We start from the raw sequence: 21,124 nt of genomic DNA on the forward strand, positions 1-21,124 counted from the left end.
TTTTCGCAACATTTGCCCTTTTTTTATTGATAAAACCGATTAATTCAATCAGAAAAATGTATCTTACGAGGACTTCAGTTTGATACATCAGGATATAGAAAGGATGAAGAACAAGTGTCACAGCCGAAAAGGAAGCTCAAGCTAGGCGTATTCATCGCAGGAACTGGACATCATGTTGCCTCTTGGAGACATCCGAATGCCGTATCAGATGCAGCCATGAACCTGGATTATTTTAAACAATTAGCGAAAAAAGCAGAGGAAGGAAAGCTAGATTTACTCTTTTTAGCCGACAGCTTATCCATTAACCAAACCTCTCATCCGAATGTACTGACGAGATTTGAACCGCTTACCCTGCTTTCGTCCATTGCTGAGTCTACTTCATCAATTGGTTTAGCAGCAACAGCATCCACTACATACAGTGAGCCTTTCCATATTGCAAGACAGTTTGCCTCCCTTGATCATTTATCAGACGGAAGAGCGGCATGGAATGTGGTCACATCTTCTATTGAAGAAACAGCGAAAAACTTTAGCGGAGAAGAGCATTTAGCCCACCATAAACGATACGAGCGAGCAGAAGAGTTCGTCGAGGTCGTGAAAGGTCTTTGGGATTCTTGGGAGGAAGACGCCCTTGTCAGAAACAAGGAAACGGGAGAATTCTTTGAATCTAGTAAGCTTCATGAGCTCCAGCATAAAGGAGAGTTCTTCTCAGTACGAGGTCCTCTCAATGTATCACGCACGCCTCAAGGGCAGCCAGTGATCATTCAAGCAGGATCATCCGAAGATGGTCAAAAGCTTGCAGCAAAAACAGCTGAACTCATTTTCACAGCACAAAACGATCTCAAAAAAGCGAAGGAATTTTATCAAAGCTTAAAGGAGAAAGTAGAGGCTGCTGGCCGTGCTAGAGAGGACGTCAGCATTATGCCGGGCATCTTCCCGATTATTGCTGATACAGAGGAAGAAGCCAAAGCGAAATATGAAGAATTACAGGAGCTGATTGTTCCTGAGATTGGGCTGAGCATTCTGCAAAACTACTTAGGTGGGATTGATCTGTCTCAGTATCCTTTAGACGGACCGCTTCCAGAGATTGATCCAAGCACGTCAAATGCGGTAAAAAGCCGTTTTGATCTCGTGATGAATATGGCGAGAAAGGATCACCTGACCATTCGCCAGCTCTATCAATCGGTTGCCGGCTCTCGTGGTCATAATATTTTCATTGGTACACCGCAGCAGCTCGCAGATGTGATGGAGACATGGATCAATGAAGAAGCAGCAGACGGCTTTAACGTCATGCCGCCGCTATTGCCAGAAGGGCTGGATATGTTCGTAGACCGCGTCATCCCAATCCTTCAGGAAAGAGGCTTATTCAAAACAGAATATACAGGACAAACCTTACGAGAAAATCTAGGATTAACTGAGCCAAAAAATCGCTACACGACATAAGGGTGAGGTGACTAACGTTGGGATACACGTTTCGTCTGGCAACAGAGGCAGATATAGAGGCACTGCTTGAACTGACAACAAGAGCCTATGAGCCAATTCGTGAGCTCGGCATCCAGTTCCAAGCAGCACATGCTGATTTTGCTCTCGTTCAGAAAAATGTACAAAAGAATCTTTGCTATGTGATGGAAGAAAACGGAGAGCTTCTATCCACCTTGTCGCTCCGTATGCCTTGGGGAGAACAGCCAGGCCCGTTCGGCGTCCCTCACATTTGGTGGTTTGCCTCAGAACCATCCGCCAAAAAAGGGACAGGCTCTGTCTTGCTGGAATGGGTGGAAACCGAAGTGTTGAGGGATACCTTGAAGGTGCCATACGTATCTCTAGGTACAGCTGATAAGCATCCGTGGCTCATCGACATGTATGAGCGCAAAGGCTACGTCAGAGCAGGAGAAAAGGATTTAGGCAAGGGGCACATCACGGTTTATTTTAAAAAACAACTAAGATCAGATATCACACAACCATAAAAGGAAAGAAGGGTATACGAACATGAAAAACAAAAAGTGGCTAGTCGTTCTATTTGCAGCAATGCTGGCAGTTTTAGCAGCTTGCGGCGGGGGCAATCAGGGTGAAGGCAAAGATGAAAAAGTATTAAAGGTAGGTGCCACAGGACAAAGCTATCCGTTTGCCTATAAAGACAATGGTAAGCTTGTTGGCTTCGATGTCGAAGTAACTGAAGCGGTTGCGAAAAAGCTCGGCTACAAACTAGACTGGCAGCTGAGTGAATTCAGCGGACTCATGGGACAGCTGACATCTGGTAAGCTGGATACAGTGTCAAACCAAGTCGCAGTCACAGATGAGCGTAAACAAACGTTTAATTTCACTGATACGTACGCTTATGCAGGAACACAAATCATCGTGAAAAAGGACAACAACGACATCAAAGGTCTTGATGATTTAAAAGGAAAAACAGTGGCGGCGGTTCTTGGCTCTAACCACGCCAAAAACTTAGAAAGCAAAGACCCGGACAAAAAAATCAATATTAAAACATATGAAACGCAAGACGGTGTCTTAAATGAAGTGGCAAATGGCCGCGTAGATGCTTATGTCAACGGACGCAGTGTATTACTTGCTCAAATTGAAAAAACAGGTCTGCCACTCAAAATCGTTGGCAACCCAATTGTGTATGAAGAAGTAGGCTACCCATTTGCCAAAGATAAAAAGCATGACAAGCTAAGAGAAGAATTTAACAAAGCGATTAAAGAATTAAGAGAAGACGGGACACTTAAGAAATTGTCTGAGAAGTATTTCAAAGACGATGTCACAGTGCCAATTAAAAAATAACGACAGCGGCGGTGAAGAGCAGACATGAACAAAATTGATTGGCAGTATATGGTGACCGTTTTTCCGACATTGATCCAATACTTGCCGATAACGATCTTCATGGCGATTGTCTCCATGGTATTTGCCATTATCATTGGTGTGGTATTCGCGCTCATTACGAAAAACCGGATACCTGTTTTATACCAATTTGCCAAGCTGTATATTTCTTTTTTCAGAGCGGTTCCAACCTTGGTTCAGCTCTTTCTCATTTATTTTGGTCTTCCGCAGCTATTCCCTGCGATGACCTCAATGGATGCCCTAACAGCGGTCATTATCGGATTAAGTATTAAAAACTCAGCATACTTAGCAGAAATTTTCAGAGCGGCCCTTAATTCTGTAGATGAAGGGCAACTGGAAGCTTGTCTATCTGTCGGCATGACAAGATGGCAGTCTTACGTCAGAATTATTTTCCCGCAGGCAATTAGAAATGCGATTCCAGCGACGGGGAATACCTTTATCGGTCTTTTAAAAGAAACATCTCTTGCCTTTACGATTGGTGTGGCAGAAATGTTTGCACAAGGGAAGATGATTGCATCGGCGAACTATAAATACTTTGAAACCTATTTAGCCGTAGGGATTGTGTATTGGGTGATGACCATCATTTATAGCTTCCTTCAAGACCTATTTGAACGAAAAATCAGCAAACCTTACCGGAATTAAGGAGGTGTGGACATGATCAAGCTCAGCAATTTGAAGAAATCATTCGGCGAACTTGTCGTCTTAGACGGAATCAATCTCGATGTGCAAAAAGGGCAGGTTGTGGCCATTATCGGACCTTCTGGCTCCGGTAAATCCACCTTGCTGCGCTGCTTAAATTTATTAGAAATACCAGATGAAGGCACGATTGAAATTGGCGATGCGAAGCTAGATGCGTCTAAATATACACGAAAAGAAGCCCATCACCTGCGTCAACAAACGGCCATGGTGTTTCAAAACTATAATCTATTTAAAAACAAGACAGCACTGCAAAACATCACAGAATCACTGCTTGTGACGAAAAAAATGACGAAGCAGCAGGCAAATGAGATTGGAATGAAGCTGCTGAAGCAGGTAGGGTTAGAGCAAAAGGCTGACAGCTATCCAGTCACGTTATCTGGCGGACAGCAGCAGCGAATTGGGATTGCCCGCGCATTAGCGGTTGATCCACATGCGATTCTACTCGATGAACCAACGTCAGCACTTGATCCAGAGCTTGTCTCAGGTGTGCTTCAAGTCATTAAATCCATTGCGATTCAAGAAACAACGATGATCATCGTCACACATGAAATGGCGTTTGCAAGAGAAGTGGCAGACCATGTGATTTTCATGGCGGATGGTCATATTATTGAACAGGGCACACCAACTGAGCTATTTGATGAAACGAAGAATGAACGGACAAAACGATTTATCCAAAAAGAAGCAGCGGCTGAAGAAGCATAAGCTGCTTTTTACTCTTTAGAGGGGTGAGTATCAGTGAAATCAATAGGAAATGAAGCATTAAACAAACGTTTAATTAACATTCGCCGAGCGCTTCATGAGCATCCAGAGCTGGCATTTGAAGAACATGAAACGACTAAAAAACTGCGCGGCTGGTTAAAAGAAGAAGGGATCACCGTACTCGATTTTCCAGCTCTTCAAACAGGTGTTGTCTGTGAAATCAAAGGAGAACAAGAGGGACCAACAATTGCCCTGAGAGCTGATATTGATGCACTTCCGATTGAAGAAGCATCTGGCGAACCATTTTCTTCAAAGGTACCGGGCAAAATGCATGCATGCGGACATGATTTCCATACAGCTTCTATCTTTGGAGCGACTCTTTTATTAAAAGAACGGAAACACGAGATCAAAGGAACGGTCCGCATTTTGTTCCAGCCGGCTGAGGAAGTCGCGCAAGGAGCGAAACATGTCATAGAGGCAGGCGTTTTAGCTGGAGTGGATGCGATTTTTGGTATGCACAACAAACCTGACCTGCCAGTTGGCACTATAGGCATTAGAGAAAAAGCGTTGATGGCAAGTGTAGACCGGTTTGAAATAAATATTAAAGGAACGGGTGGTCATGCAGGTATTCCGAATCATACGGTGGACCCGATTGCCATCAGCGGGCAGATCACAAGTGCTCTTCAGCAAATCGTTAGCCGCCGCATCAGCTCATTGCATCATGCAGTTGTCAGTATCACACGCATTCAAGGTGGTACTTCATGGAATGTGATTCCTGATCGTGTTGAGATGGAAGGAACCGTTCGGACGTTTGAGCCTGAAGTAAGAGCGATGATTCCAGAGCTTATGAAACAAATCGTGAGTGGGATTGCCGAGGGATTTGGGGCGAAAGGTGAAGTGAAATGGCATCCGTATTTGCCTTCTGTGTTGAATGACGATCGTTTGACAAAGGTGGTCGAAGAAACGGCAAGTGCACTGGATCTCACAGTCGTTCAGGCAGAGCAGTCACCGGGCGGAGAAGATTTTGCCCTTTATCAAGAACACATTCCAGGCTTTTTCGTATGGATGGGGACAAGCGGTACCGAGGAATGGCATCACCCTGCCTTTACATTAAATGAAGGCGCACTCCCTGTTGCCGCTGCCTTCTTTGCTGAGCTTGCTGTTCGGGCATTGGAGTCACGATCATGGAACTAACAAAACAACTGGCAGAGGCTGTACTGTCTGCTCATCCACTTCAAGACCAGAGGGCGGTAGAAATGGCTCGAAATGGTCTGTTAGATGCTGCGGCAGCAGCGCTTGCTGCGAAAGAGGATGAAGGAATTCAAAAGCTCATGGCACTGGTGGAACAAGAAGGCGGAGCAGCTCAAATTCCTGTCATTGGACAAGGGAAGAAGGTCAGCCGTCAATCCGCAGCGATGCTGAACGGCTACCTGATCCATGCCCTTGATTATGATGATGTGCATTCAGATGTGAGAGGACACCCAAGTGCAGTCATCATTCCAGCATTGCTATCACAGCTATCAGACGGCAAAGGGTTTGGCGATCGATTTTTAGCAGCCTACATCACAGGTGTTGAAGTGATGGCAAGGCTTGGCGAATCCATCGGCAAGGCGCATTATGAGCGGGGCTGGCATAATACCGGAACCCTTGGAGCCATTGCGGCAGTATGTGCCATTGGATATTTAAAACAAGTCTCGCAGGAAGAGCTGACGAAGGCAATCGGCTTTGCTGGAGCGCAATCGGCCGGAATGCGAAAGCAGTTCGGCTCTGATATGAAGCCATTACAAGCCGGCTTAGCGGCTAAAACAGCTGTCTGGTCTATGGATTTAGCTTGTTCAGGTTTCGGCGGGAATGAAACGGTTCTTGATGGCACGCTTGGTTTCTTTTCTCTCTATGGAGATCAGGAGCGTGCGGAAAGTCGTTTACTAGAGGGGTATGGTATAGCGTGGCGTATTGTCTCGCCGGGGCTGTGGTTCAAAGTATACCCGTTCTGTTCAGCTGCGCATCATGCAGCCGATGCGATCCAATCCTTAATGAAAGAGCATCCTTTCTTACCGGAGCAGGCGAAACAAGTAGAGGTCCTATTCCCGCCTGGCGGAGATGCAGCGCTTATTGAGCGGGCACCTTCGACTGGAGAAGAAGGACGATTCAGTGCCGAATACGTGATCGCACTTGCCGTGTTTGGACAGACGCTCACGCTGGATCACTTTACGAAAAAATCCATTCCATCACACATGCGCACATGGATGAAGCGGGTGAGCAGAGGATATGATCAAACGATAGAACCCCATCCAGACGCAGTCCCAAAAGGTCGCTTTACGATTGTGAAGCTTACCTTATCTGATGGCACCATCATTAGCGAACGAGTCGATATTCCGCGGGGCGCACCAGGCCATGCATTATCGAAAGAAGACATCATGCAAAAATTAAACAGTGTCACTGACGATTCACATGCACAGAAGATTGTACAAGTTATTGAAGACGGAAACGATTCTTCTTATTTGCAGCTGTTGGCATGATTGAAAAAGAAGAAAAAGGGCTAAAATAAACATCATTTTAGCCCTTTTTGTATATATCATTTCTTAATCCATTTTGGTAAACGTCAAGCCAATATGAGCAAGTGCCTGCGGCAAGTCTTTCCGAATGGTGATGTCTTTAAATGAAATATTCGATTGAATCGCACTTAAAGCAAGGTCTTGTTTAATCCCTGTTAAAACAGCCGAAATCCCTAAAAGTCTCAGCGTTTGTGCATAGCTGACCAGATATTGAATGCTCTGTTCATTCAGGCGTTTTGTTCCCGATACATCAATGACCAAATGAGAGAGCGACAGCCTATAGCTTTCCTGTAAAATGGTTTCTAATATATGCTGAGCACGTGTCTCCTCGATATCACCAAGTAGAGGAAGCACGGCGACACCGTCAACAACTGGGACGATCGGTACAGATAATTGCTGAATCTGCCGGTTGGCACGGTCTAGTTCGAGGACGTAGCTTAATAGAGAAGCCATCGTTTCAAACATATGCACATGCTCTTCTGTGAATTGCTGCGGTCTTAAATCAAGCCCGCAAATCGTTCCGTAGTTCGTACCATCTGTAAAATCAATCGGCACGCCGATGAATGATCCGCCTTGAAGACGTTTCGTAACTTCTAAGTATTTAGAACGATCATCCAATGATATATCAGGGATCACAAGCGTATCCTGATGATCAACCGCCAGCTTGCAAAATGTCTTCTCGTAAGGAATTTCTTCTCCTTCTTCAAGAAGCTGCTCGTCATGATTTAGCACCTTGACAATCTGATTGGTGGTTTGATCGTTTTTAGCAATAAACAGTGTATTCACATCAGTGAATTGACTCATCATATTTAGAATACTCGTAGAAGCATCATGAAAATTGCGAAACTGTTTTAATAGTTGTTGACGAGGCATTGTTTTAGGACTCCTTGTAGCTCCGATCATAGGCCGGAACAATAGTTGGTTTGTCTCTATCATACAAAATCAAACGAGAAATAGATACATTTTAATGCGCAAATCCATGTGAATCAGGTGAGAACAAAAAAGACTGCCGACCCTGAGATCTGACAGCCTGCTGATTAAAGAGAGACCGGGACGGTAGACATAGAGAAAAATTCCTCATACAACGCTTGAACGGCTTCTTTTTCTTGAGCCGCTTTGACGCCAAACATCATGCTGACCTCTGAAGATCCTTGATTGATCATTTCAATATTGACCTTCGCTTTTGACAGCGCCTTTGCTGCTCTTGCTGTGGTGCCAACATTGTGACGCATCGCTTCTCCTACAATCATAATGAGGGAGAGATTCGGCTCTAACACGACCTCATCTGCATCAAGCACGAGCTTTAAGCGATCGAGTAGCTCTTGTTCAATATGCTGCTCCTCCAGCTGATCCTGCCTTAAAATAATGTTCATATCATCAATGCCAGAAGGGACGTGCTCATACGTAAGCCCATATTCCTCTAATGTTTGCAGCACCTTACGCCCAAATCCGATTTCTCGGTTCATCAAATATTTGCTAATATAAATGCTGCAAAATCCGCTGTCTGAAGCGATTCCGACAACGGGTCCATTTGTATGATCCCGCTGGTTCACAATTTTTGTGCCTTTTGCCGAGGGATTATTGGTGTTTTTAATCTGCACAGGAATGCCTGCACGGAAGGCCGGAATGAGTGCTTCATCATGGAACACAGAAAAACCAGCATAGGACAGCTCGCGCATTTCCCGGTACGTCAGCTCTGTAATCTCCTTTGGCTCATGAACGATCGTTGGATTGACAGCGTAAACAGCATCCACATCTGTAAAGTTTTCATACACATCTGCCTTCAACCCGTTTGCCAAAATGGAACCGGTAATATCGGAGCCGCTGCGAGAAAAGGTGACAATGTCCCCCGATAGACTAAAGCCGAAAAAGCCAGGGAATATGATGATGCCAGAGCGCTCTCTTAATTTATACAAATGATCATATGACTCCGGAAGGACTTGCGCTTGACCAGGCTCATCGCTCACAAATAAACCAGCTTCCTTTGGATTCACATAGTGAGCTTCGACACCTTGATAGCGGAAATAGGCGGCAATGAGTTTTGCGTTATTGTCTTCACCGCTTGCTTTGATGGCATCAAGATATCGCTCAGGATGAGACGTATCTGCCTGTAAGAGGGTATCTAGATCTTGCCGGATGGTGTCAATCACGTTATGACTTAACCCGAGTTCATCCGCAATCGAGGCATACCGCTTGATGACGGCTTCCTGTAAGTCATGTGCTTCGCCTAAACGTAAATATTGCTCACCACAGCTAATTAATAGATCGGTGACCTTCGTATCCGTTGAATGCCGTTTTCCTGGTGCGGAAACAACGACTGCTTTTCGAGCTGGATCTGCTGTTACAATGTCAAATACCTTTTGCAGCTGCTTGCCAGATGCAAGTGAACTGCCACCAAATTTAACGACCTTCAATGCATACATCTCCTATAGTAAAAATTTTCTCACAAATTGAATAGTTCCTATTATCAACTCTTTTCTTCAAATTATCAAGGTTTTTCTTCACTAGAAATACAAATGTATTTTCTGAGAGGACGGTATAGCGTGAGTATATGAAAAAAGAGCCGGCAATATGCCGAGCTCTTTTCTTATGAAGAAGATGATGAGGAAGATAGCTCCTGCTTCATCACTTTATTATTGCGTTTTTCCTTTAAGAAAAAGGAGAGGACAAGCCCAATGACCGCAATCATACCAGAAATGAAGAATGACGTATTCATTCCATGAACGGCTGATTTTAATGGGCTGGCTAATTCTGCATTTGCAGCAGAGCTGCTCATGATGGAGACAAGCACTGCTGTCCCAATGGAACCGCCCATTTGTCTCATCGTGTTATTCATCGCTGTCCCATGCGGGATCAAATGAGGTGGTAAAGAGTTAATACCTGCTGTTGTCAGCGGCATCATGATCATCCCAACCCCGATTAAGCGAAGCGTGTAAGCGACCGTAATGAGGGCGATGGATGAATCAAGGGTGAGCAGCATAAATGGCAAGGTCGTCACGGTAAGTATCGTAAACCCGCCTAAAGCCAGCCCTTTTCCGCCGACTTTATCAAAAATCCGTCCAATAATCGGTGAGAGGAGCCCCATAAAGAGAGCACCAGGCAATAAGATCAGTCCTGTATCAAGAGCAGACAACCCTCTGACATTCTGCGTATAGAGCGGCAGAATCGTCTCTGTCCCAATCAATAAAGCAAAGACAAGCATCCCAAGAAAGGTCGTCAAGCTAAAGATTGCAAACTTAAAGACACCAAATTCAAGCATCGGTCTTGTCAAATTCGACTGGCGCAGAATAAAGAAGAACAAGCTCACAGCGCCGACAATCAACGAAATGAGGACAGTGGCACTTGTCCAGCCGTATGTGCCAACACTAGAAAATCCGTAAAGCAGTCCGCCGAAACCGAAGGACGACAAGATGACAGATAAAACATCAATACGTGTCTCTCTTTGCTGCGTTACATTTTTCATTAAGAAGAAAGCAAGAATGAGATCAATGATACCGATTGGCAGAACAATATAGAACAAGAACTTCCAGCTGAAGGAATCAACAATCCAGCCGCCAAGTGTCGGTCCAAGAGCTGGTGCGAAAGATATGACAAGTCCGACCATGCCCATTGCCTGCCCGCGCTTTTCTTTCGGGAAAATGGTTAAAAAGATCGTTTGCATCAGCGGCATTAAAATCCCTGCGCCAGCTGCCTGCACAATACGCGCTGCAAGTAATACAGGGAAATTCGTAGCGAATGAAGCAAGAATGGTACCGGCTGTAAAGATGCTAAGCGCTGTTAAAACTAAAGAACGGCTTGAAAATTTCTCGATTAAGAAAGCCGTGATCGGGATGAGAATCCCGTTTGTCAGCATAAAGGCTGTGGTGAGCCACTGTCCTTTGCTGACATCAATATTGAATTCCTCCATGATATGTGGGATCGCTGGTATGAGCAGCGTTTGGTTTAAAATCGCGACGAATGCCCCAACGAGGAAAATCCCCACAATCACAGATCGATTATACGATGTTGTAGATTGGTTCATGTTATCCCTTCTTTATCTATAAGATGATGCTTTTCAGCTGTGACACGTTTTGTGATAAAACGCTATTTTTGCCTAAATAATCGAGTAGTGAGCTGATTAAAAAGGTTCTCGGTTGGTCCTTTGATAATTCTTCACTTAGCAGTTCAAACGCAGAGAGGAAATCGTCCTTTTCTTCCCCGTTTACCAGTGTGTGAAGCTCTTGTTTAATCTTCGTTAAGTATGAGATGATAAGCTTTTCTTCATCGTATTCGTCCTGTGTGGAAAGCAAATAAGAGTCCATCAGCTGATCTGTTAGCACAGGCTCAATAGAGCAAGGCTTTTTCGACACACGGTCCATCACACCGATAATCATTTCGGCGGCATTTTCTAATTGGATGTTCTTGCGCTCAATCGCCAGCATTAAGATGAATTCTCTCATTAATCCGTTAAGAACAATCACAAGATCCCAGACGTAAGGCGCAACAGATTCACCATATGTGCTTAAAATAATGTCTCTGTGCCGCTGCATGATAATGGATCGTGTCTCACGTAAATGCTTAATCACAATGGGTGAATGCTGTGAAAAAGCTTCAAAGGACAGCATATTCAAAAATTTATGATTCTCTTTAAACTCTTCAAGCTCAAGCTTGATCTTCTTTGTGAATTTTTCCTTTTTGGACAGCGTCGTTTCTGAATGAATGATCTGAGAAATCTCTCTCATTTTGCACTGATTGTATTTAATCAGTTCTAATAGAAGAGCTTCCTTTGAATCAAACAGCTTATAAATAGACGCTTTTGATATTTTACAGGCATCGGCAATTGACTGCATGGAGACACTCATATAGCCTTTTTGAGAAAATAATTTCTTCGAAACCCGCAAAATCTCTTCTTGCTTTTCATTCATCTTCATAAGTCCTTTCCGAATCGGCAAAACCATATGGTCACAATGGAAACCGAGTGGTCACTTTTGCAATGATAACAAAACCAATGACCTATGACAAGAAAAGAAACTTAAAAAACACCTATCTTATGACAGGTGTTTTATCCTTCTGCATGTGCGGCATATATGATGATCTGTCCGTTAAGTTCAGCGATCAAAAGGTCTTTTCGCTCCTTTACAGAGTAAATCGCTGTCCCTTTTTTCAGCTGGGAAGCTGTGCCGTGATTAAAATGTTCGGCAGCTGTTTTCTGAATCACACCTAATTGCTGATCTTTAGTGACGGTTAGTTGATGGGTCCAATCTACAGTTGCTTCATAGACAGTTTTTTCCCATTGGAAATAAATCTGCCTGTTCATTGAGAGCTAATAACTCTTCTGCACTAGGTGGTTTAGATTCGGAATGCTGGACGGATTGGCATCCATATAAGCACATGGCGAGTAACATTATACATAAGTCAGTCCATCTCTTTCGTGTCAAATGAGATCCTTCCCTTCACAAGAAAGCTTGTATATGGTCATAGTCGTTTCCGAAGGATGTATCGTTACTATGTGAGGAAGATTGTATGTTGGCACAAAATACGATACATTTATCGTATGAATAATCCAATCTATCCAACCCAAGAAGACATGAGACTGATTTCTGTGCTGCACGCTTTGGCTGATCCTGTCCGTTTAGAAATTGTCCGCTGTTTAGCGGAAACGGGGGAGAGGACATGCGGCACGTATGAGATGAATATTGCCAAATCCACGCTGTCACATCACTTCAAAGTGCTGAGGGAGGCAGGCATTGTGAAAGTGAGAATTGATGGAAAACACCGCTACTATTCTTTAAGAAAACAAGACATCGAGACCGCTTTTCCTGGGCTCATGTCATCCATTCTAGCCGTAGATAAAGAGCGGTGGTAAGCCAGCTGTCTGTGAAGAGCAGCTGGCTGTTTTATTTCCCGAAAACGGCTTCATACAGCCGTTTCATATCCGAGGACGAGTGGAACAAAACCTGCCTGATGCTCCGGCAATTGCTCATCAAGGGCAAAACGGTCTAAGTGTTCTCAACAATGAAACTAGGGTAAATTCAATTTGTTTGCCCATTGAACTCGAATTCTATTGGTAAATCTATGACCTCCACTTTCTTCCTCCATCTTTTTGAACAAGTAAGGACAAGCTTATTAAAAGCATAGCCATGCCTAGTACTAAAAAATATAGTGGCATCGCAAAGACTGTTCCGTTATGGAACACACTCATCCCATAGATGATAGCGCTGACGATTAAATAATAACCTAAGCTAAATATCGCACCAGCAGAACCAATGACGTCTTGAAAGTCAATGAGCGCTAAGCTTAAACAGTTTGGTAAAGCCGTACCTGTACCAAATAAAATAATGAACACACTAACAAGCATTGTTGACATTTGTAAAGAAATCGGTAAGAAATGTACCGATGTAGCTAGCAATGTACCGATGAGCATAATGGCTAACCCTACATAACGAAATGACTCTTGACAAGAAAATCACTTTATATCTTAAGATAAATGGAGATACAGCTATGATGTCAACTTATCAAATACTAATATCCAAAGTGAGTGTCAGTGCATTTTGTTCGAAGTCACTAGAATGTTATCTATGAAAAATTTAAATATCACTTGATACAATATAAATCAATTTCATTCATTGTTATTTTTCTTACAATAGTATAAGTACAGGTATGTGATAATAGCGTCCAGCAATGAAAAAAAGGCGTTATCATGAGCAAGTCCCGTAAGGATGCTCTCTGATAATGCCTAAATGTAATATTCTAGATCATTTTTAAAATTAGAAATGTTTTATAACTATTCTCCGACAAACACTATATTAATTGGAAGATGAATCATCAAGTGAAATTTATAACAATGACTGAATTCAATTAAAATTAATAATCAATCGCCCGAATGAGTTTCAACACCCTTACTTTCCATGATCATTATATCGATGATGGAGTAGTCTCTGGAGTTCAATATTCTTATTTCAGATTAGCGAATCATCCTTCTGTAAGAGCATAATATTTTTTTATTTGTCCATCCACTTCAGCTATCAAAATGTCATCTCTTTCGTTTACTGAAAAAATCACAGTCCCTTTTTGTAGGATAGATGCAGTGCCGTCTTTAAAAGAGCTATTTGCTGTATTCTTAATTGTCCCTACTTTTTTCTTTTTCGTTAACGTCAATTTGTTTACCCAATCGATATTAGTTTTATAGACTGTTCCATTCAGCTGAAAAATATCAGTATCTTTTTCAAGTGCTAAAACTTCGGCAGCAGTCTGCTTTTTTGACACTACTTTTTCGTTATTTTCTTCTGTTTGACAGGCAGTTAACACCGAAATAATTGAAATAAAAATAAATAATGTAAATACTTTCTTGATAATCAATTTTCTACCTCCTTTTAATATTATTGTATTCTAATTTTGGCTTATTTCAATTATTTTTTCTTTTATCGAATCAAACTTGTCCCCTGAAATGTTATCTATAACTTGTTGATGAATGTCGTTAGTAACTGTAATATTTTGTCCACCTAAATTTTTATTGAAGGAGAGATTTTCTTTTTGAAGATCAGTTAAGTTACTTTGTAGAATAGCAATGTCTTCTTCATTAAATTTAATAAGATACGGTTCAAGAGATCCGAAATAGTTCCCAGTGTTTCCTTTTTGTAAAAAGGCAATGTATTTTTGGTTTAATTCTGGTTTAATATACAAAGGATCTTTATTTGTAACAGTATATACTTGCTTTTTTGATGCATCCTTAATTAAAATTCCTTCATCGGAAATTATCTCATCTCCTGATGTGACTTCAATTGGTACAGTTTCCGAATAGCGATGGTTAATTTTGATGATACTTTCACTATTACCTTTTAGGGTATCTTCTACTTTAAATTGATAAAGATGGCCTTCAGTAAATTCGGAAGGTTCAGAGGAACCAGACATGTTCTAACTTTTAAGTAATTTCTGATAGTGACCTACAACTATAACATCAGATTGTAATACCATCTCTTCAATACCATCAGCAACATTAAAATCTTTTGAAAGTAAAATAGTATTTTTTTTAGAGCCTGATTCCAGTTCATTTTCTTTAGGTAAGTGAATAGGATAATACATGTAAATTGTAACGAATAATATTAGTGAGATAAAAATAAATAATATTTTTTTATACTTAATCATTTAATTTCCTCGCATTTCTTTATTTATAAATATTCTTTACTCCATTAATATCATCTTTTTGAGGAGTGGTCATTTTATTTCTATTTCTTTCGGAATTCATTATAGAAGTTCCGGTGGTATGAGCTATCCCTATTAATTGAAGTTCCAATATGTGTATCGTTACTTGTAAATGAGATTGTTTGTGAGAAAAAAATAAGATAAATTTTACGTATGACGAATCCAAACCATCCAACCCAAGAAGACATGAGACTGATTTCTGTTTTGCACGCATTGGCTGATCCAATTCGGTTAGAAATTGTCCGCTGTTTAGCGGAAACGGGGGAGAGGACATGCGGCACATATGAAATGAACATTGCCAAATCTACGCTTTCCCATCACTTCAAAGTGCTGAGGGAGGCAGGCATCGTGAAAGTGAGAATTGACGGAAAACACCGCTACTATTCTTTAAGAAAACAAGACATCGAGACCGCTTTTCCTGGGCTCATGTCATCCATTCTAGCCGTAGATAAAGAACGGTGGTAAGCCAGCTGTCTATGAAGAGCAGCTGGCTGTTTTATTTCCCATAAATCGCCTCATACAGACGTTTTACCGCCGGCTCAATATCCTCTGGTCTCATATGAGAGAAGCCGAGGACGAGCGGAACAAATCCTTCCTGATGCCCCGGTAATTGCTCATCAAGGGTAAAACGGTCCATTCCATACATTTTCAGCTTTCTTTCTTTGGCTCGCTGTAAAATCTCATGCTGCGTGCGGTTTGAACGGAACTCTGCGATAAAATGAAGTCCAGCATTTTCCCCAATAATCCGCACGTTGTCAGCAAACACCGTGTCGAGCTCTTCAATGAGTTGCTTCCGCTTTTCCTCATATAAACCATTCATTCTTTTGATATGTCGCTGATACGCCCCATCCTTTATAAAATGAAGAAGGGTGTATTGTGTAAAAAGGTTGGCTGTTTGAATGAAGAAGTGCTGTTCTTCTTTATAACGTCTCAATAAATGCTGCGGGAGCACCATGTAACTTAGCCTTAAGCCTGGCAGCAATGATTTTGAAAAGGTTCCCATATAAATCACTTTGTCATATCGATCCAAACTTTGCAGTGCTGGAATGCTGTCTGTCCCATACTTGAATTCACTGTCATAATCATCCTCAATGATATAACGGTCTTGCCCATCGGCTGCCCAGTTTAAGAGCTGAATCCGCCGGGAAATTGGCATAATCACTCCTGTTGGGAATTGATGTGAAGGGGTAATGATCAACACATTCGGCTCTTTCTTCTGAATGTCACTCATCCGTACTCCTTTTTGATCAATGCCAATCGTTTCAATTTGATGATGATTGCTTTTCAGCATTTGATAGAGCCGGCGATAGCCAGGGTTTTCTAACCCGTATACTTGATCGGCTGGAAGAATGCTTGATAACGAATGAATAAGTGACTGTGTGCCTGCACTTAAAATGAGCTGTTCTGGATAGCATTTGACTCCTCGTGCAAGCCCGATTAACCGAGCAATTGTTTCTCGAAGCTCGTACACGCCTTGTGGATGCGGAAGCTCACCAAATGCTTCTTGGTGGAGACTGATCGCCTTTTGTTCACTTTTCAGCCAGCTTTTAAAAGGAAAATTGGCTGTATCAACAGAGATATGTGAAAAGGAATACCAATCGTCTCGTGCAATCGGCTCTTCTTTTAAATCTGCTGGAAGAGAAGAGGGTTTCAGCTGACCTGACTCATGAAATGTTTCTAGTGATTCCACGAAAAAACCTTTGCGTTCAACCGAATATAAATATCCCTCGGCAAGCAGCTGCTGATATGCGCCATTCACTGAATTGACGCTGACATTTAAAGTATCGGCTAACTCTCGTTTGGAAGGTAATTGATCATGCGGCTGAAGGTTTCGATTTAAAATTTCACCTTTAATTTTCGTGTAAATTTGATGATAAATAAATCCGTTTGCCCCTGTTTGGTCTAGTTGAATTGTCAGCATCTTGTCATTCCTTCCTCTCTGGTACCATGAAAAAAATGATATTGGTACTTTCTATCATACCAAAAAATATTCAGAATAATAAAAAAGACATAAAGGGGATGGATGACAATGAGTCAAACGACAACAAACCGTTTTTCAACAGAGGAATGGCAGGGGAAAAGAGATCAATATGTCGCAAGAGGCGTGAGTAATGGCAACCGTCATCTTGCAGCAAAAGGGAAGGGAGCCGAGCTGTTCGATATCGATGGGAAACGTTTTATCGATTTTGCCGGTGCTATCGGTACGTTAAATGTAGGGCATTCACATCCAAAGGTTGTGGAAGCCGTCAAAGCACAGGCAGACAGTCTGATTCACCCAGGATTCAACGTGATGATGTACGAATCGTATATTGAATTAGCTGAAAAGCTATGCCGCCTCACACCAGGCGATCATGACAAGAAAGCCATTTTTCTCAATTCAGGCGCAGAAGCCGTTGAAAATGCGGTGAAAATTGCACGTAAATATACGAAAAGACAGGCCGTTGTCTCGTTTACAAGAGGCTTCCACGGCAGAACGAATATGACGATGAGCATGACGAGTAAGGTCAAGCCATATAAATTTGGGTTCGGACCATTTGCGTCAGAGGTGTATCAAGCGCCATACCCGTATTACTATCAGAAGCCAGAAGGGTTAAGCGATGCAGCCTACGATGAGTACATCATTGATCAATTCAATCAATTCTTCGTCGCTGCCGTTGCACCAGAAACCGTTGCGTGTGTGGTCATGGAACCAGTCCAAGGGGAGGGCGGATTCATTGTACCATCGAAGCGTTTTGTACAGCACGTTGCTTCATTCTGTCAGCAGCACGGGATTGTGTTTGTTGCAGATGAGATCCAAACAGGCTTTGCGAGAACAGGGAAATATTTTGCGATTGAGCACTTTGATGTGGTGCCTGACTTAATCACGGTGTCAAAATCTCTTGCAGCTGGCCTGCCGCTGAGCGGTGTCGTCGGCAGAAAAGAACTGCTTGATGCGGCAGATCCAGGGGAGCTAGGGGGAACATATGCAGGAAGTCCATTAGGCTGCGTGGCAGCACTAGCGGTTCTTGATATTATTGAATCAGAACAACTGAATCAACGATCTGAGCACATCGGACAAGTCATTGAGGACAAAGCGAATGAGTGGAGAAGTAAGTACTCATTCATCGGGGAAGTCCGGCGATTAGGGGCAATGGCGGCCATTGAAATTGTGGAAGATCAAACAACGCGTACACCAGATAAGAAAACAGCCGCAGCGATTGCAGCCTATGCAAACAAGCACGGACTACTCTTATTAACGGCAGGGATTAATGGGAATATTATTCGCTTTTTAACACCACTTGTCATCACAGATGAGCTGCTTCATGAAGGACTAGGGATCATCGAGGACGCCTTCAAAGCACGCTAAACAACAAAGGGGGATGGTTGTATGCAAAAACAACAAATGGCAAAAGCCATGTCGCAGTCTGACGTACTGTTTTTATCCATTGGTGCAATGCTTGGATGGGGCTGGGTTGTACTTTCGGGAGATTGGATTTTAACAGCTGGATTTTTAGGCAGTGTGATTGCCTTCGTTATAGGCGGTATTCTCGTCATTTTTATTGGACTGACGTATGCCGAGCTTTCGTCTGCGATTCCAGAGACAGGCGGAGGGCTCGTCTTTGTCCAGCGGGCATTTGGGATGAAATCAGCGTTCGTCTCAGCATGGGGCGTATTGTTTGGTTATGTGTCCGTCATTACGTTTGAGGCTGTTGCCTTGCCGACAGTTATTGATTATGTGATTCCAACACAGCATGTTGGCTTCCTATGGAATATAGGGGGATGGGACGTTTATTTCACATGGGTATTGATTGGTTCTGGCGGTGCATTGTTTTTAACAGCACTGAATTACATTGGGGCAAAGCCCGCAGCCATTTTTCAGTCTGTGTTCACAGTAGCGATTATTTTGACAGGCTTTCTCCTTTTAGGCGGCGCGACTTTTAATGGAGATTTTGCAAACCTTGAGCCAATGTTTCAAGGCGGGGTTGGCGGGCTTATGGCCGTGTTAGTCATGATTCCTTTTTTATTCGTTGGGTTTGATGTGATTCCGCAAGTAGCAGCAGAGATTAATGCGCCGAAGAAAATCATTGGGAGAATTTTAATTATCTCCATCGTGAGTGCGGTCGTATTTTACCTACTTATTGTCTTTGGGGTAGCTGCGGGGCTATCAAAAGGACAGCTTGAAGCCTCTTCATTGGCGACAGCAGATGCCATGGTGCAGCTTCTCGGTCATCAAGCATTTGGGACAGTGCTTGTCATTGGCGGTGTAGCAGGGATTGTGACGAGCTGGAATGCTTTTATCATCGGTGCAAGCCGTATTCTATACGCGATGGCGGAAAGAGGCATGATTTCCAAATGGTTTGCGTATATTCATCCAAAGTATAAAACGCCGACAAATGCCATTTTATTTCTTGGTGCTTTGGCCTTTTTCGCTCCATTATTAGGGCGCCCTGCTCTCGTATGGATTGTCAATGCGGGCGGTGTCGGGATCATCGTCGGGTACTTAATTGTGTCCATTGCCTTTATGAGACTTCGCAAAGTAGAACCAGAGCTTGAGCGTCCGTACCGCATTAAGTATTGGCGAACGACAGGCGTTTTAGCCATCGGGCTAAGTCTCCTTTTTCTTTCATTTTATTTTCCAGGGATGCCGGCCTCGTTATCATGGCCAGCTGAATGGATATTGCTTTTAGGTTGGGCACTCATTGGGTATATACTATATGTAATGAATCCAAGAACGAAGGAGACGGTAGAGCATGACAAACGAACTCAAAGTGTATAATCCTGCAACAGGAGAAGAAATTGCTTCAGTTGCTCAGCATACAAAAGAACAGATCGAAGACGCCATTTCTCGCTCACATCAAGCATTCAAAGTATGGGCAAAAACGTCAGCACATGAACGTGCCAATATCATTCGCAAGTGGTTTGATCTCATGATTGAACATAAAGAAAGGCTCGCAAAAATCATCACGGAAGAAAACGGGAAGCCGTATCAAGAAGCATTAGGCGAAATCGTTTATGCGGCTGGATATATTGAATGGTACGCAGAGGAAGCCAAACGAATCTACGGCAGAACCATTCCGTCACATACGACGAACAAACGCCTTTTTGTCACAAAGCAGCCAGTTGGACCTGTTGCGGCCATTACACCGTGGAATTTCCCAGCAGCCATGATCACGAGAAAGGCAGCACCAGCACTTGCAGCGGGCTGTACCTTTATTGTGAAGCCTGCCGAAGATACGCCGCTGACGGCTATTGAACTTGTAAAATTAGGCCACGAAGCCGGAATTCCAGAGGATGCCCTGCAATGGGTGGTTGGAGATGGAAAAGAAGTCGGTGAAATATTCACAGATAGTCCATTGATTCGCAAAATCACGTTCACAGGCTCAACGCCGGTCGGAAAGCATTTGATCAAAAACAGTGCAAGTACAGTCAAGCACGTATCAATGGAGCTTGGTGGTCATGCCCCGCTCATCGTAGACAAAGATGCCAATCTTGAACTAGCTGTCAAACAAGCAGTGGCATCTAAATTCCGTAATGCAGGACAAACCTGTGTCTGTGCCAACCGCTTAATTGTGCATGAAGACATTCATGAAGCATTTGCTCAAGGCTTCAGCAAAGAGGTCGAAAAGCTGAAAGTGGGAAATGGCTTTGAAGAGGGCACATCCATCGGCCCAATTATCAACAAGCGTGGCTTTGATAAAATTGTCAGCCAAATTCAAGATGCAGTCGATAAAGGGGCGAAAATCCTTGTCGGCGGAGATACGCATTTCGATGATGACAAGTCGTATTATTTTGTCCAGCCAACGGTTCTCACACATGTGGACCCTTCCATGAACATCATGCATGAAGAAACCTTTGGACCAGTGGCACCGATTACGACGTTCAAAACGCTAGATGAAGCGATTGAATTAGCGAACGATACACCTTTTGGTCTTGCAGCTTATTTCTTTACAGAAAATTATCGAAACGGCCTCTACATCTCAGAGAATCTTGATTACGGGATTATTGGCTGGAATGATGGCGGGCCATCGGCTGTTCAAGCACCATTCGGAGGAATGAAAGAAAGCGGAATTGGCCGTGAAGGCGGCATCGAAGGGATCGAACCTTATTTAGAAACCAAATATGTATCCATTGGTTTAGACGAATAGACGTGAAAAAGACTGTCCGAATAAGGAATC

Annotated in this window: 22 protein-coding genes and 1 pseudogene; 12 read left to right on the forward strand and 11 right to left on the reverse strand. The window is 43.1% G+C overall.

Annotated elements, in window-relative coordinates:
* Nucleotides 1-114 precede the first annotated feature (114 nt).
* Genes MKZ05_RS02165 through MKZ05_RS02195 form a run of 7 tightly spaced genes read left to right on the forward strand, consistent with a single transcriptional unit; the run spans nucleotide 115 to nucleotide 6,752 of the window.
* Nucleotides 115-1,440, forward strand: a complete 1,326-nt coding sequence (locus MKZ05_RS02165; RefSeq protein WP_137055599.1) for an LLM class flavin-dependent oxidoreductase — start codon at nucleotides 115-117, stop codon at nucleotides 1,438-1,440.
* A 17-nt stretch (nucleotides 1,441-1,457) separates the two neighbouring features.
* Entirely contained in the window at nucleotides 1,458-1,961 is a 504-nt protein-coding gene (locus MKZ05_RS02170; RefSeq protein WP_003214146.1) for a GNAT family N-acetyltransferase, read from the forward strand.
* A gap of 22 nt (nucleotides 1,962-1,983) precedes the next feature.
* Nucleotides 1,984-2,778: an amino acid ABC transporter substrate-binding protein gene (locus MKZ05_RS02175; protein ID WP_050945492.1), complete on the forward strand. Its 795-nt coding sequence runs from the start codon at nucleotides 1,984-1,986 to the stop codon at nucleotides 2,776-2,778.
* A gap of 24 nt (nucleotides 2,779-2,802) precedes the next feature.
* Nucleotides 2,803-3,477, forward strand: a complete 675-nt coding sequence (locus MKZ05_RS02180) for an amino acid ABC transporter permease (protein WP_003214174.1) — start codon at nucleotides 2,803-2,805, stop codon at nucleotides 3,475-3,477.
* Nucleotides 3,478-3,489: 12 nt separating this feature from the next.
* Nucleotides 3,490-4,236, forward strand: a complete 747-nt coding sequence (locus tag MKZ05_RS02185) for an amino acid ABC transporter ATP-binding protein (RefSeq protein WP_003214010.1) — start codon at nucleotides 3,490-3,492, stop codon at nucleotides 4,234-4,236.
* 33 nt (nucleotides 4,237-4,269) lie between these two features.
* A complete protein-coding gene (locus tag MKZ05_RS02190) occupies nucleotides 4,270-5,427 on the forward strand; it encodes an amidohydrolase (protein ID WP_339161181.1) in 1,158 nt (385 codons plus the stop codon).
* Nucleotides 5,418-6,752, forward strand: coding sequence for an MmgE/PrpD family protein (locus MKZ05_RS02195; RefSeq protein WP_339161182.1), 1,335 nt, complete (start codon nucleotides 5,418-5,420; stop codon nucleotides 6,750-6,752). The genes MKZ05_RS02190 and MKZ05_RS02195 overlap by 10 nt, the downstream gene beginning before the upstream one ends.
* Before the next feature lie 63 nt (nucleotides 6,753-6,815).
* Here the strand turns inward: MKZ05_RS02195 and MKZ05_RS02200 are convergent, their stop codons facing one another.
* The 5 genes from MKZ05_RS02200 to MKZ05_RS02220 form a co-directional block, all read right to left on the reverse strand.
* Nucleotides 6,816-7,661 carry a GAF domain-containing protein gene (locus MKZ05_RS02200; RefSeq protein ID WP_003213998.1) on the reverse strand — a complete coding sequence of 282 codons (846 nt, stop codon included), beginning with the start codon at nucleotides 7,659-7,661 and terminating at the stop codon, nucleotides 6,816-6,818.
* A gap of 164 nt (nucleotides 7,662-7,825) precedes the next feature.
* Entirely contained in the window at nucleotides 7,826-9,202 is a 1,377-nt protein-coding gene (locus MKZ05_RS02205) for an aspartate kinase (protein ID WP_335356167.1), read from the reverse strand.
* 173 nt (nucleotides 9,203-9,375) lie between these two features.
* A complete protein-coding gene (locus MKZ05_RS02210; RefSeq protein WP_335356166.1) occupies nucleotides 9,376-10,809 on the reverse strand; it encodes an MDR family MFS transporter in 1,434 nt (477 codons plus the stop codon).
* Nucleotides 10,810-10,825: 16 nt separating this feature from the next.
* Nucleotides 10,826-11,692, reverse strand: coding sequence for a TetR/AcrR family transcriptional regulator (locus MKZ05_RS02215; protein ID WP_335356165.1), 867 nt, complete (start codon nucleotides 11,690-11,692; stop codon nucleotides 10,826-10,828).
* Nucleotides 11,693-11,829: 137 nt separating this feature from the next.
* Entirely contained in the window at nucleotides 11,830-12,084 is a 255-nt protein-coding gene (locus MKZ05_RS02220; protein WP_335356164.1) for a hypothetical protein, read from the reverse strand.
* Nucleotides 12,085-12,321: 237 nt separating this feature from the next.
* Here MKZ05_RS02220 and MKZ05_RS02225 point away from each other — a divergent pair, with 237 nt between their 5' ends.
* Nucleotides 12,322-12,633, forward strand: a complete 312-nt coding sequence (locus MKZ05_RS02225; protein ID WP_050945500.1) for a metalloregulator ArsR/SmtB family transcription factor — start codon at nucleotides 12,322-12,324, stop codon at nucleotides 12,631-12,633.
* Between the two features lie 207 nt (nucleotides 12,634-12,840).
* Here the strand turns inward: MKZ05_RS02225 and MKZ05_RS02230 are convergent, their stop codons facing one another.
* The 5 genes and pseudogenes from MKZ05_RS02230 to MKZ05_RS02250 all read right to left on the reverse strand — a co-directional run.
* Nucleotides 12,841-13,191 (reverse strand): hypothetical protein, encoded by a 351-nt coding sequence (locus tag MKZ05_RS02230; RefSeq protein WP_310026016.1) that lies wholly within the window; start codon nucleotides 13,189-13,191, stop codon nucleotides 12,841-12,843.
* A gap of 548 nt (nucleotides 13,192-13,739) precedes the next feature.
* Entirely contained in the window at nucleotides 13,740-14,126 is a 387-nt protein-coding gene (locus tag MKZ05_RS02235; protein WP_339161186.1) for a hypothetical protein, read from the reverse strand.
* A 30-nt stretch (nucleotides 14,127-14,156) separates the two neighbouring features.
* A complete protein-coding gene (locus MKZ05_RS02240) occupies nucleotides 14,157-14,678 on the reverse strand; it encodes a hypothetical protein (RefSeq protein ID WP_339161188.1) in 522 nt (173 codons plus the stop codon).
* A 3-nt stretch (nucleotides 14,679-14,681) separates the two neighbouring features.
* Nucleotides 14,682-14,912 (reverse strand): hypothetical protein, encoded by a 231-nt coding sequence (locus MKZ05_RS02245; RefSeq protein ID WP_339161191.1) that lies wholly within the window; start codon nucleotides 14,910-14,912, stop codon nucleotides 14,682-14,684.
* A gap of 19 nt (nucleotides 14,913-14,931) precedes the next feature.
* Nucleotides 14,932-15,045: pseudogene (locus MKZ05_RS02250) on the reverse strand (peptidase); the annotation flags it as partial.
* A gap of 77 nt (nucleotides 15,046-15,122) precedes the next feature.
* Between MKZ05_RS02250 and MKZ05_RS02255 the strand changes: the two are divergent.
* The gene (locus tag MKZ05_RS02255; protein WP_339161193.1) at nucleotides 15,123-15,434 is read left to right on the forward strand and encodes a metalloregulator ArsR/SmtB family transcription factor; all 312 of its coding nucleotides are present in this window, start codon (nucleotides 15,123-15,125) and stop codon (nucleotides 15,432-15,434) included.
* 31 nt (nucleotides 15,435-15,465) lie between these two features.
* On the opposite strand, the gene MKZ05_RS02260 is transcribed toward MKZ05_RS02255, so the two are convergent.
* Nucleotides 15,466-16,890, reverse strand: a complete 1,425-nt coding sequence (locus MKZ05_RS02260; protein WP_339161195.1) for a PLP-dependent aminotransferase family protein — start codon at nucleotides 16,888-16,890, stop codon at nucleotides 15,466-15,468.
* Nucleotides 16,891-16,998: 108 nt separating this feature from the next.
* Between MKZ05_RS02260 and gabT the strand changes: the two genes are divergently transcribed.
* From gabT to MKZ05_RS02275, 3 genes are read left to right on the forward strand one after another with little or no spacing between them, the layout of a single operon-like run.
* Nucleotides 16,999-18,315, forward strand: coding sequence for a 4-aminobutyrate--2-oxoglutarate transaminase (gene gabT / locus MKZ05_RS02265; protein ID WP_003214114.1), 1,317 nt, complete (start codon nucleotides 16,999-17,001; stop codon nucleotides 18,313-18,315).
* A gap of 21 nt (nucleotides 18,316-18,336) precedes the next feature.
* Entirely contained in the window at nucleotides 18,337-19,725 is a 1,389-nt protein-coding gene (locus MKZ05_RS02270; RefSeq protein WP_339161198.1) for an APC family permease, read from the forward strand.
* Nucleotides 19,700-21,094: an NAD-dependent succinate-semialdehyde dehydrogenase gene (locus tag MKZ05_RS02275; RefSeq protein ID WP_310026027.1), complete on the forward strand. Its 1,395-nt coding sequence runs from the start codon at nucleotides 19,700-19,702 to the stop codon at nucleotides 21,092-21,094. Before MKZ05_RS02270 ends, MKZ05_RS02275 begins: the two co-directional genes overlap by 26 nt.
* Nucleotides 21,095-21,124 lie beyond the last annotated feature (30 nt).

The sequence above is a fragment of the Bacillus sp. FSL M8-0277 genome (genome assembly GCF_037975305.1).
GTDB classification, from domain to species: domain Bacteria; phylum Bacillota; class Bacilli; order Bacillales; family Bacillaceae; genus Bacillus; species Bacillus pumilus.

Excerpts from the sequence above, each read along its gene's own strand:
- MKZ05_RS02195 (WP_339161182.1), top strand. The coding sequence starts at position 5,418 with ATGGAACTAACAAAACAACTGGCAGAGGCTGTACTGTCTGCTCATCCA.
- MKZ05_RS02180 (WP_003214174.1), top strand. The coding sequence starts at position 2,803 with ATGAACAAAATTGATTGGCAGTATATGGTGACCGTTTTTCCGACATTG.
- MKZ05_RS02275 (WP_310026027.1), top strand. The coding sequence starts at position 19,700 with ATGACAAACGAACTCAAAGTGTATAATCCTGCAACAGGAGAAGAAATT.
- MKZ05_RS02245 (WP_339161191.1), bottom strand. The coding sequence starts at position 14,912 with ATGATTAAGTATAAAAAAATATTATTTATTTTTATCTCACTAATATTA.
- MKZ05_RS02270 (WP_339161198.1), top strand. The coding sequence starts at position 18,337 with ATGCAAAAACAACAAATGGCAAAAGCCATGTCGCAGTCTGACGTACTG.
- MKZ05_RS02225 (WP_050945500.1), top strand. The coding sequence starts at position 12,322 with ATGAATAATCCAATCTATCCAACCCAAGAAGACATGAGACTGATTTCT.
- MKZ05_RS02210 (WP_335356166.1), bottom strand. The coding sequence starts at position 10,809 with ATGAACCAATCTACAACATCGTATAATCGATCTGTGATTGTGGGGATT.
- MKZ05_RS02255 (WP_339161193.1), top strand. The coding sequence starts at position 15,123 with ATGACGAATCCAAACCATCCAACCCAAGAAGACATGAGACTGATTTCT.
- MKZ05_RS02260 (WP_339161195.1), bottom strand. The coding sequence starts at position 16,890 with ATGCTGACAATTCAACTAGACCAAACAGGGGCAAACGGATTTATTTAT.
- gabT (WP_003214114.1), top strand. The coding sequence starts at position 16,999 with ATGAGTCAAACGACAACAAACCGTTTTTCAACAGAGGAATGGCAGGGG.
- MKZ05_RS02230 (WP_310026016.1), bottom strand. The coding sequence starts at position 13,191 with ATGCTCATCGGTACATTGCTAGCTACATCGGTACATTTCTTACCGATT.
- MKZ05_RS02175 (WP_050945492.1), top strand. The coding sequence starts at position 1,984 with ATGAAAAACAAAAAGTGGCTAGTCGTTCTATTTGCAGCAATGCTGGCA.
- MKZ05_RS02200 (WP_003213998.1), bottom strand. The coding sequence starts at position 7,661 with ATGCCTCGTCAACAACTATTAAAACAGTTTCGCAATTTTCATGATGCT.
- MKZ05_RS02215 (WP_335356165.1), bottom strand. The coding sequence starts at position 11,692 with ATGAATGAAAAGCAAGAAGAGATTTTGCGGGTTTCGAAGAAATTATTT.
- MKZ05_RS02185 (WP_003214010.1), top strand. The coding sequence starts at position 3,490 with ATGATCAAGCTCAGCAATTTGAAGAAATCATTCGGCGAACTTGTCGTC.
- MKZ05_RS02220 (WP_335356164.1), bottom strand. The coding sequence starts at position 12,084 with ATGAACAGGCAGATTTATTTCCAATGGGAAAAAACTGTCTATGAAGCA.
- MKZ05_RS02240 (WP_339161188.1), bottom strand. The coding sequence starts at position 14,678 with ATGTCTGGTTCCTCTGAACCTTCCGAATTTACTGAAGGCCATCTTTAT.